The following is a 9,494-nucleotide window of genomic DNA, read 5'->3' on the forward strand; positions in this document are numbered from 1 at the left end:
GGCGTGCTCAACCTTGCCGATGGCAGGGGTTCTTTCGGGCATACGCATCGTCGAGTTGGCCGGGATCGGCCCGGCGCCGTTCGCGGCGATGATGCTGGCCGATCACGGCGCCGAGGTGATCCGGATCGAGCGCGACGACGTCGCCCCGCCGATTCCGGCGGAGCACGACATCCTCGCCCGGTCGCGGGCCCGGGCCTTGCGGCTCGACCTCAAGAGCGAGAGCGGCGTCGCACGCGTTCGCGAGCTCGCGCGCGACGCCGATGGGCTGATCGAAGGCTTTCGACCGGGCGTGATGGAGCGGCTGGGCCTCGGCCCGGAGCGGCTCCACGTCGACAATCCGCGTCTGGTCTACGGACGGATGACCGGCTGGGGACAGGAGGGGCCGCTCGCGCAAAGCGCCGGCCACGACATCAACTACATCGCGCTCGCCGGCGCCCTCCACACCTACGGCCGTGCCGGCGAGGCGCCGGTCCCGCCGGTCAATGCCGTCGGTGATTTCGGCGGCGGCGGCATGCTGCTCGCCTTCGGCATGCTCGCCGGCCTGCTCTCCGCGCGTAGCACCGGCAAGGGGCAGGTGATCGATTGTGCGATGACCGATGGCGCCGCCCTCCTCTCCGCCCTCACCTGGTCGCTCAAGGCGGCGGGCATGTGGAAGGACGCGCGCGGCGTGAACCTGCTCGATACCGGCGCGGCTTATTACGACGTCTATCGCTGCGCCGACGGCGAATATGTCTCGGTCGGCGCGCTCGAGCCGCAGTTCTTCGCGGTCGTCGCCGGAGCGCTCGGCCTCCGCTGCGGACAGCACGATCCCGGCCTGCGCGAGGAGATGGCCGCAGCCTTCGCCTCGGCGCCGCGACGCCATTGGTGCGCGCTGCTCGAAGGAAGCGACGGCTGCTTCGCGCCCGTCCTCAGCCTGGCGGACGCCCCGGAGCATCCCCACAATCGCGCCCGCGGCACCTTCGTCACGCGGGACGGGCTTCTCCAGCCGGCGCCGGCGCCGCGTTTCAAAGGCAAGGAAGACTGATGCTCGACACCTCCCGCCGCTTCGCCTTCACCCCCGAGCACGACCTGTTTCGCGAGCAGGTACGGCGCTTCCTCGAGCGCGAGCTCCTGCCCCATCTCGACCGCTGGGAGGCGGACGGAGTGTTCGACCGCGAATTCTGGACCAAGGCCGGCGAAGCGGGCCTGCTCTGCCCCACCGTGCCGGAGCAATATGGCGGGCCGGGCCTGGACTTCGCGTTCAACGCGGTGATCGACGAGGAGCTCGCTTATGCCGGCTCGACTGCGGGGATCACGCTCCATTCGGACATCGTCGCCGATTATCTGGTCGCCTACGGTTCGGACGAGCAGAAGCGCCGCTGGCTGCCGCGGATGGTCTCCGGCGAGACGGTGACCGCGATCGCGATGACCGAGCCGGGCGCCGGCTCCGATCTGCAGGGCATCCGCACCAGCGCCAGGCGTGACGGCGACGAATACGTGCTGAACGGCTCCAAGACCTACATCACCAACGGCCAGCTGGCCGATCTCGTGATCGTCGCCGCCAAGACCGATCCGGCGCTCGGCGCGCGCGGCGTGTCGCTGATCCTGGTCGAGGCGGAGCGGGCGGGTTTCGCCCGCGGCCGCAACCTCGACAAGATCGGCTTCCACAGCCAGGACACGTCGGAATTGTTCTTCCACGATCTGCGCGTGCCCGTGTCGAACCGGCTCGGCGCGGAGGGCTCGGGCTTCGCCTATCTGATGAACCAGCTGCCGCAGGAGCGCCTGTCGATCGCCTGCGCCGCCCAGGCTTCGGCGCAGCGCGCCTTCGACGAGGCGGTGAAATTCACCCGCGAGCGCAAGGCGTTCGGACAAGCGGTGTTCGAATTCCAGAACACCCGCTTCACCCTCGCCGACCTCGCCGCCAGGCTTCAGGTCGGCTGGGCGCATCTCGACTGGGCGATCCGCCGTCATGTCGAAGGCGCGCTGACCGCGGCCGAGGCGAGCGCCGCCAAGCTCTGGCACACCGAGCTGCAATGGGAGGCGTGCGATGCGTCGCTGCAGCTTCACGGCGGCGCCGGCTATATGGAGGAATATCCGATCGCGCGGCTGTGGCGCGACGCGCGCGTCACCCGCATCTTCGGCGGAACCAACGAGATCATGAAGGAAGTCGTCGCCCGCGCCATCTGAGCAGCGTGCGGCGGAACCACCCCGCAGCTGGGCGGTTCCAGCGATCGGAGGCGGGCGCTCGCCCGCGCCTTGTGGAGTCGTGCGTCATGACCTTCAAAACCCTTCTCGCCCTGTCGACCGCTCTCGGCCTTGCCGCCTGCGCAAGCGGCGGCCTCACCGGCGAAGGCCCGAACCGCGCCATCGCGCCGGGCGCCGCCCAGCAGGCCGCACAGCAGCACCCCGCGGTCGTCCAGGAATTCGGCGGCGCAGAGACGGGCGCGCATGCCGCCTACGTCACCGAGATCGGCCGCAAGGTCGCTGCGCAGTCGGGGATTCAGGGTGCCGGCACCGGGGTCTACACCTTCACCACGCTCAATTCGCCGGTGATGAACGCCTTCGCCGTCCCGGGCGGCTACATCTATGTGACCCGGCAGCTCCTCGGCCTGATGAACGACGAGGCGGAGCTCGCCTCCGTCCTCGGCCACGAAGTCGGCCATGTTGCCGCCGATCATTCCAAGGGCCGGCAGAACCGCGGGATCCTCAGCCAGATTGGCGCCCTGATCGTCGGCGCCGCCACCGGATCCAGCGAGCTCGCCCAGCTTGCCGGCCAGGTCGGCCAGGGCCTGTTCCTCAGCTATTCGCGAAGCCAGGAGTTCGAGGCGGACGACCTCGGGATCCGCTACATGACGGCCGCCGGCTACGATCCCAATGCCTCGGTGAGCCTGCTCGCGTCGCTCGGGGCCAGCACAGCTCTCGAGGCGCAGGCCCAGGGCCGCGACGACGAACGCTCGACGCCGAGCTGGGCGCGAACCCATCCGCTCAGCGCCGACCGGGTGGAGCGGGCGACACGGCAGGCCCAGGCGACCGGCCGCGCCGGAACGGGCGTGCGCAACCGCGATGTCTTCCTCGGCAGGATCGACGGCATCCTCGTCGATGACGATCCGAGACAGGGGGTGATCGAGGGACGCAATTTCCTCCACCCCGATCTTCGCCTCCGCTTCACCGTGCCCAACGGCTACGGGATGCAGAACGGCGCCAGCGCCGTCAGCATCGTCGGCCAGCAGGGCCAGGCGCAATTCTCGGGCGGCGCCTCGTCCGGGGATCGGTCGGCTTATATCGCCCAGGTCTTCCGCTCCGTCGCGGGGGAACAGGCGCAGATCTCGATCCCGCAGCCGCAGAGCACGACGGTCAACGGCATCCCCGCCGCTTATTCCACGGCGCGGGTGAGCACGCAGCAGGGGCAGGTCGATCTCACCGTCTTCGCCTATCGCTGGGATGCGAACAGCGCCTACCACTTCGTGATGATCACGCCGGCGGGCAGCGGTCTCGGCCCGTTCGCCGCGATGGTCCAGTCGCTCGATCGACTCAGCGCGTCGGAAGCCGCTGCGATCCGGCCGCGGGTGATCGACGTGGTGACGGTGGGGTCCGGCGACACGGTGGCGAGCCTCGCCGCCCGCATGGCCTATTCCGACTATCGGGAGGAGCGCGTCCGCGTCCTCAACGGTCTCGCGTCAGGCGCAGCGGTGCAGCCCGGGCAGAAGGTGAAGCTCGTCGTCTTCGGCACGCGCTAGGGTCGATCGTTCGGGGGCTCGACGTCGCGACGCTGCCGGCGCTAGGCTGCGACATGAGCAGCACAGGAAGCAGCATGAACCGAGCCGGCCTTGCGGCGCTTGCCTGCGTGCTTGCAGCTAGCTCCCCGGTTGTCGCACAATCCTCCGGCGGCGGCTCTGCGCCGCGCGGGAGCCTCTCCCATCGCGTCGAGGCGCAACCTCTCACCACGGTTCCCGCGCCGGTACCGCCGCCCCCGTTGCCGCCCGAGGCCAGCAAGGCGCGGCTGCGCGCTCCGGTCGACTTCGACTATCCGGGCAATGCGCTGCGTGCCGAGGAGGAAGGCACGATTGGCTTCGAGGTTCACGTCGGCCCGGACGGCCGCGCCAGCGCGTGCATCGTCACTGCGACCAGCGGATCCGCGGCTCTCGACGAGGCAGTGTGCAGGACGATGAGGATGCGATCGCGCTTCATCCCGGCGCGTGCCGCATCGGGCGAGCCATTACCGGACCTCTACGCCGGATCGGTGACCTTCAGCCTGCCTGCCGACGAAGCGGCGGCGGCGCCCATGGAGAGCAATGAATGAAGATCGTCGGCAGCTACGTCAGCCCCTACGTCCGCAAGGTCCTCGCCTGCCTTCATCTCAAGGGCCTCGCCTTCGAGATCGATCCGATCACGCCTTTCTACGGCAATGACGATTTCGCGCGGCTGAGCCCGCTGCGCCGCATTCCGGTGCTGATCGACGGCGATCTGGTGCTGACCGATTCCTCGGTGATCTGCGCCTATCTGGACGAGGCCTATCCCGGCGCTCCGCTGCTTCCCGCCGACCCGAAAGCGCGCGCCCGCGCCCGCTGGCTCGAGGAATATGCCGACACGAGGCTCGGCGACCTGTTCATCTGGGGGCTGTTCTACCAGAAGTTCGTCCACCCCGTGGTCTGGGGCGAGCCCGGCGACCAGGCGCGGATCGACAGGACGCTGAACCGGGATCTTCCGGCGGCGCTCGACTATCTGGAGGGCGAGCTGCCGGCCGAAGGCTGGCTGTTCGAGGAGTTCGGACTGGCCGACATTGCCATCGCCACCTTCTTCCGCAACGGCGCCTATGTCGACTTCGAGGTCGATGCATCGCGCTGGCCGCGCACGGCCGCCTTCGTCGCCCGGGCGCTGGCCCATGAGGCGTTCGCCGTGACCCTCCCCTTCGAGCGGGTCCAGCTCGGCACCGACCCCAAGGGCCGCCGCCAGGCGCTCCTCGCGGCCGGAGCGCCGCTCACCGCCGAGACGATGGCGACGCGGGAGCCGCGCCGGGGCGTCATGGCGCTCTAGCATCGGCGCGCTCAGCCTTTCCGCTGGATCAGGCCTCCGGCCAGTCGATCCCCGTGCCGGTTAGATCGCGGAACAGCGTGTCGATCATCTGCTTGAGATCGGCCGGCGTGACTGGCTTGGCGAGGTAGCCATCGGCGCCGAGCTCGCCCGCCTTCCTGACCACGTCCTCGTTGGCGACGCCGCTCAGCATGATGAAGCCGGTCCGCTCGAGCGCCGGCTCCTGCCGCACGGCCTTCAAAAGCTGCAGGCCGTGCATCGTCGGCATCTCGTAATCGGCGATGATCAGGTCGGGATGCTGGGAAAGGGCAAGCGGAAGGCCCTCCGCCCCATCCTTCGCCGCATAGATTTGGGTGAAGCCCATGCGCTCCAGCATCCGTCGGACGAGCTGGCGCATCTCCGCATCGTCGTCGACGATCATCACCCGGATGTCCGCTGCCGAGGCCATGTCCCCTAACTCCTTGATGTGCGATTCGCGGGATACGAGCCACTTGCACGCTCAACGCGCGCCCCGAGACCATGGACCCGCTTTCCGAATGGTTACCCGGCGCCTCGGGCACGGCGCGGGGTGGCCGCGACCACGGCCGACCGTCGCCAGGGCCTGAGGCGTTGATCCGCCCGGCGCGCCGGCGCCGCCTCAGGCGGCTTCGTGAAGGTAATCGCGCGAGAAGTCGGCGACCTGCTGCATGCCCGGCCAATCGACGATGCTGATGCGGCGCCCCTTTCGGGAGATCACCCCGTCCTCGCTCAACTCGCGCAGCATGCGGTTCACATGAACCGCCGTGAGGCCGGTCGCATCGGCGATTTGTTCCTGGGTGATCGGAACGTCGAAGCCTTCGGCCGAGCCCAGCCCGGCCGCCTGGCAGCGCGCGGCGAACTCGCAGAGCATGTGGGCGATGCGCGACTTGGCGTCGCGGCGGCCGACGTTGAGCACCCATTCGCGAAACACCGATGCATCGATCAGCGAATCCCGCCAGAGCGCCTCGGCGACGGCGGGGCGCACGGCGACCACCGCCTTGAGCGCCTCGATCGGAATGCACGCGGTCACCACCTCGGTGATCGCCTGGAGGTTGTGATCGGCGCGGGGCAGCAGCAAGTGCTGCACGTCGAGCAGGTCGCCGGCCATGTGGAACGAGACGATCTGCCGCCCGCCGCTGCTGGTCATCTTGTTGCGGCAGGCGTAACCGTGGAGCAGCAGGCAGCATTGCGTCACCGCATCCCCGTCGCGGACCAGATAGCTACCGGCCGCGTCGGTCACGATCTTGAAAGGGAGCGCTCGGAGGGCGGCCCGGTCCTGCTCGTCGAGCGGATTGAGCCGCTCCAGCTTCCGGATCAGCGACTCGAAAACGTCCACCTCATTCGCGTCCATATTTCTCCTCGGCAGGCGACTCGCGGGTTCGTTGAAGAACATCCTTAACCCGAATTCGTGCCAGGAATAATGGGCCAAGGACGGTAGCCGCGCCGCCCTCCCCAAGGCCGGATGCCGATACAAATTGCGACACTTTCTCCCGCCCCCGGGGAAATCACCGCGACAGGTCCGGCCGATAGCCGGCCTCGAGACGCGCAGCCCGCGCGCAAGTTTCGAGGTCTGATGATGCCCCTGTCCCGCCGCCTGATCGTCGCGAGCCTCCTCGCCGGCGCCGTGCAAACGCCGCTCCTCGCCCAGGAAGCCACCGCGCCCGCCGCGACCCCGCAGCCGCCGGCCGAGGAGCCGGAGCCGGTCGCCCTTCCCGCGGAGGGCGAGACACAGGAGATCGTCGTTACCGGCACCAGGATCCGCGGCCAGGTCGACAGCGACATCCCGCCCGAGGTCCAGCTCGACGAGCAGGACGTCCAGTCCTACGGCGCCGCCTCGATCTCCGAGCTGCTCGACGCGCTGGAGCCGCTGACCCGCAGCGCCCGCGGGCGCAGCGGCGGCCGGCCGGTGACTCTGGTCAACGGCCGGCGCATCTCGGGCTTCGCCGAGATCCGCAACCTGCCTCCCGAGGCGATCGAACGGGTCGACATCCTTCCGGAGGAGGTGGCGCTGCGCTACGGCTATCGCGCCGACCAGAGGGTCGTGAACTTCGTCCTCAAGCCGACCTACGACGCCGTGACCACGGAGCTGGAGGGCGGCCTCGCCACCGCCGGCGGTCGCGCCACCTACGGCGCCGAAGCCAATGTGCTGCACATCGATCGCGCCGGCCGCTGGAATGTCGAGGCCGAATATCAGCACCAGAACCCCCTGCTCGAGAGCGAACGGGACATCATCGCCACCGGAGGCCTGCTCGACGAGCGGCCGTTCCGCAGCCTGATCGCGGAGAGCGACCAGCTCTCGCTCGGCGGCACGATCAACCGCACGATCCTCGGCGACGTCTCGGCGACCCTCAATGGCCGGGTGGAGGCCAATGACAGCCGCAGCTTCATCGGCCTGCCTCCCGAGGGCGGGGAGACGCCGCTGACGCGGGAAACCGAATCCCGCACCGCCCATGTCGGCGTCGCGCTGAACGGCGACGTGCAGCCGTTCCGCTGGGCTTTCACCGGCAATTTCGACCGCGGCGAGAGCGAGAGCGTGATCGAGACGGGGGCCCTGCCGACCGTGTCGAACACCGTCACCCAGGTCGCCAATGCCGAGCTCGTCGCCTCAGGGCCACTGTTCGATCTCCCGGCCGGCGAGGTCTCGGCCAGCGTCCGCGTCGGCGCCGAGCATCAGGGCCTGCGCAGCGAGACCTCCCGGGCGGGCATCGACCAGGCGCGCGAGCTGTCGCGCGGCCGCGGCAACGTCCAGGCCAGCCTCGACGTGCCGATCGCCAGCCGCCGCCGCGAGGTGCTCTCCGCGATCGGCGACCTCTCGATCAATCTCAACGCCGAGGCCGAGCAGCTCTCCGACTTCGGCACCCTGACCACGCTCGGCGCCGGGCTGAACTGGTCGCCGATCGAGGCGGTGCGGGTCATCGCCTCGGTGACCGAGGAGGACGGGGCGCCGAGCATGCAGCAGCTCGGCGATCCGACCGTGCTGGTGCCCAATGTCCGCGTCTTCGACTTCCTGCGCGGCACCACGGTCGACGTCGCCCGGCTCGAAGGCGGCAATCCTGATCTGCTCGCCGACAGCCGGCGCGTGTTCAAGCTCGGCGTCACCGCCAAGCCGTTCGGCGAGACCGACCTCACCTTCCGGGCCGATTATACCAACAGCCGCATCCGCAACCCGATCGCCTCCTTCCCGACGGCGACGGCGGAGATCGAGGCCGCGTTTCCGGACCGGTTCGTCCGCGACGCCGACGGAAATCTGCTCAGCATCGACGCGCGGCCGGTGAATTTCGCGCGTGCCGATCGCAGCGAGCTGCGCTGGGGCTTCAACTATTCGCTTCCCCTGGGCGATGCGCCGGCCGGCGCTGGACGAGGCCCGGGAGGAGGCGACGGTCCCCCGCCGGGCGGTCGTGCCGGCGGCGGCGGCGGCGGTCGCGGGTTCGGCGGCGGCATGGGCCGGGGCGGCGCGGGCGGCGCGGGACGGCTCCAGCTCGGCCTGTTCCATACCTGGCATTTCACCGACGAGATCCTGATCCGAGAAGGTGTGCCGGTGCTCGACCTCCTCAACGGCTCGGCGACCGGCAGCAGCGGCGGCGAGCCCCGTCACGAGATCGAGGCCCAGGCCGGGATCTCGAAGGACGGCCTTGGCGCTCGTCTCTCCGCCCAATGGCGCAGCGGAACGACCGTGCGCGGCGTCGCGAACAATCTGGGCGGAACGAGCGGAGACCTCGACTTCTCCGATCTCACCACCGTCAACCTCCGGCTGTTCGCCAATCTCGACCAGCAGGAATCGCTGATCAGGCGCGCGCCGTGGCTGAGCAACACGCGCGTCAGCCTGTCGATCAACAATCTGTTCGATAGCCGTCAGCGCGTCACCGATTCCGACCGGCTGACGCCGGTCAGCTATCAGCCCGATTATCTCGATCCGCTCGGCCGATCAGTGACGCTCAGCCTGCGCAAGCAGTTCTGAGCGCGCCGTCGCCGGACGATGCGACAGATTGCGACAATTTCGTCCGTCCACGACAATCCGGCGCGACAGGCCGGGCGCACAAGCAAACGCATGGCCGGCGCTCGCCCGGCGGAGCATCAACCCTGAAAGGACCGAAGATGAAGACGATCGTTCTCGCCGGCGCCGCGGCGCTCACCCTCGCCGGCGCAGCCTCGGCACAGCCGCCGTCGCCCGCCCCCACGGGCGACATCACCCGCGCCGCGGCCGTCGCCGACGCCGAGCGGCGCTTCGCCGCGCTCGACACCGACGGCAACGGCACGCTGGACCCGGCCGAAATGCAGAAGGCGGCGGAGCAGCGCCGCGCCGAGTGGCGGCAGCGAATGGAAGAGCGGCTCGCCAGGATGAGCCCCGAGGAGCGGGCGGACTTCGAGCAGCGGCGTGCCGAGCGTGGCGGCCGGGATCGCGATGCGCGCGGCGGTGACGAGCGCCGCGGCCGGGGCGAGCGTGGCCCGGGCGCGCGTCGCGGCGG

The 9,494-nt window shown here is 69.6% G+C and carries 9 protein-coding genes; 7 read left to right on the top strand and 2 right to left on the bottom strand.

The genetic code is table 11. The features are described from left to right. Positions 1-19 precede the first annotated feature (19 nt). The 5 genes from E2493_RS18400 (at position 20) to E2493_RS18420 (ending at position 5,013) form a co-directional block, all read left to right on the top strand. Positions 20-1,024 (top strand): CaiB/BaiF CoA transferase family protein, encoded by a 1,005-nt coding sequence (locus E2493_RS18400; RefSeq protein ID WP_135089840.1) that lies wholly within the window; start codon positions 20-22, stop codon positions 1,022-1,024. After that, positions 1,024-2,166: an acyl-CoA dehydrogenase family protein gene (locus E2493_RS18405; protein WP_135089842.1), complete on the top strand. Its 1,143-nt coding sequence runs from the start codon at positions 1,024-1,026 to the stop codon at positions 2,164-2,166. Before E2493_RS18400 ends, E2493_RS18405 begins: the two co-directional genes overlap by 1 nt. Positions 2,167-2,252: 86 nt before the next feature. After that, positions 2,253-3,716 carry a M48 family metalloprotease gene (locus E2493_RS18410; protein ID WP_135089844.1) on the top strand — a complete coding sequence of 488 codons (1,464 nt, stop codon included), beginning with the start codon at positions 2,253-2,255 and terminating at the stop codon, positions 3,714-3,716. A gap of 53 nt (positions 3,717-3,769) precedes the next feature. Continuing rightward, on the top strand, positions 3,770-4,279 hold the full coding sequence (locus tag E2493_RS18415) for a TonB family protein (protein ID WP_135089846.1): 510 nt from the start codon (positions 3,770-3,772) through the stop codon (positions 4,277-4,279). Next, positions 4,276-5,013, top strand: a complete 738-nt coding sequence (locus tag E2493_RS18420; RefSeq protein WP_135089847.1) for a glutathione S-transferase family protein — start codon at positions 4,276-4,278, stop codon at positions 5,011-5,013. The genes E2493_RS18415 and E2493_RS18420 overlap by 4 nt, the downstream gene beginning before the upstream one ends. A gap of 28 nt (positions 5,014-5,041) precedes the next feature. On the opposite strand, the gene E2493_RS18425 is transcribed toward E2493_RS18420, so the two are convergent. Together E2493_RS18425 and E2493_RS18430 are read right to left on the bottom strand one after the other, a co-directional pair. Beyond that, the gene (locus E2493_RS18425; protein WP_135089848.1) at positions 5,042-5,458 is read right to left on the bottom strand and encodes a response regulator; all 417 of its coding nucleotides are present in this window, start codon (positions 5,456-5,458) and stop codon (positions 5,042-5,044) included. Positions 5,459-5,647: 189 nt separating this feature from the next. Beyond that, the gene (locus E2493_RS18430) at positions 5,648-6,379 is read right to left on the bottom strand and encodes a Crp/Fnr family transcriptional regulator (protein ID WP_135089849.1); all 732 of its coding nucleotides are present in this window, start codon (positions 6,377-6,379) and stop codon (positions 5,648-5,650) included. Between the two features lie 222 nt (positions 6,380-6,601). Between E2493_RS18430 and E2493_RS18435 the strand changes: the two genes are divergently transcribed. Beyond that, complete coding sequence (locus E2493_RS18435) at positions 6,602-8,986, top strand: TonB-dependent receptor (RefSeq protein WP_225421587.1); 2,385 nt, start codon at positions 6,602-6,604, stop codon at positions 8,984-8,986. A gap of 137 nt (positions 8,987-9,123) precedes the next feature. Then, positions 9,124-9,494: EF-hand domain-containing protein (locus tag E2493_RS18440; protein ID WP_263854103.1), on the top strand; the 371-nt coding region annotated here is incomplete at its 3' end.

The sequence above is a fragment of the Sphingomonas parva (ex Maeng et al. 2020) genome (assembly GCF_004564275.1).
GTDB classification, from domain to species: Bacteria; Pseudomonadota; Alphaproteobacteria; order Sphingomonadales; family Sphingomonadaceae; genus Allosphingosinicella; species Allosphingosinicella parva.

Excerpts from the sequence above, each read along its gene's own strand:
- E2493_RS18400 (WP_135089840.1), top strand. The coding sequence starts at position 20 with ATGGCAGGGGTTCTTTCGGGCATACGCATCGTCGAGTTGGCCGGGATC.
- E2493_RS18405 (WP_135089842.1), top strand. The coding sequence starts at position 1,024 with ATGCTCGACACCTCCCGCCGCTTCGCCTTCACCCCCGAGCACGACCTG.
- E2493_RS18410 (WP_135089844.1), top strand. The coding sequence starts at position 2,253 with ATGACCTTCAAAACCCTTCTCGCCCTGTCGACCGCTCTCGGCCTTGCC.
- E2493_RS18415 (WP_135089846.1), top strand. The coding sequence starts at position 3,770 with ATGAGCAGCACAGGAAGCAGCATGAACCGAGCCGGCCTTGCGGCGCTT.
- E2493_RS18420 (WP_135089847.1), top strand. The coding sequence starts at position 4,276 with ATGAAGATCGTCGGCAGCTACGTCAGCCCCTACGTCCGCAAGGTCCTC.
- E2493_RS18425 (WP_135089848.1), bottom strand. The coding sequence starts at position 5,458 with ATGGCCTCGGCAGCGGACATCCGGGTGATGATCGTCGACGACGATGCG.
- E2493_RS18430 (WP_135089849.1), bottom strand. The coding sequence starts at position 6,379 with ATGGACGCGAATGAGGTGGACGTTTTCGAGTCGCTGATCCGGAAGCTG.
- E2493_RS18435 (WP_225421587.1), top strand. The coding sequence starts at position 6,602 with ATGATGCCCCTGTCCCGCCGCCTGATCGTCGCGAGCCTCCTCGCCGGC.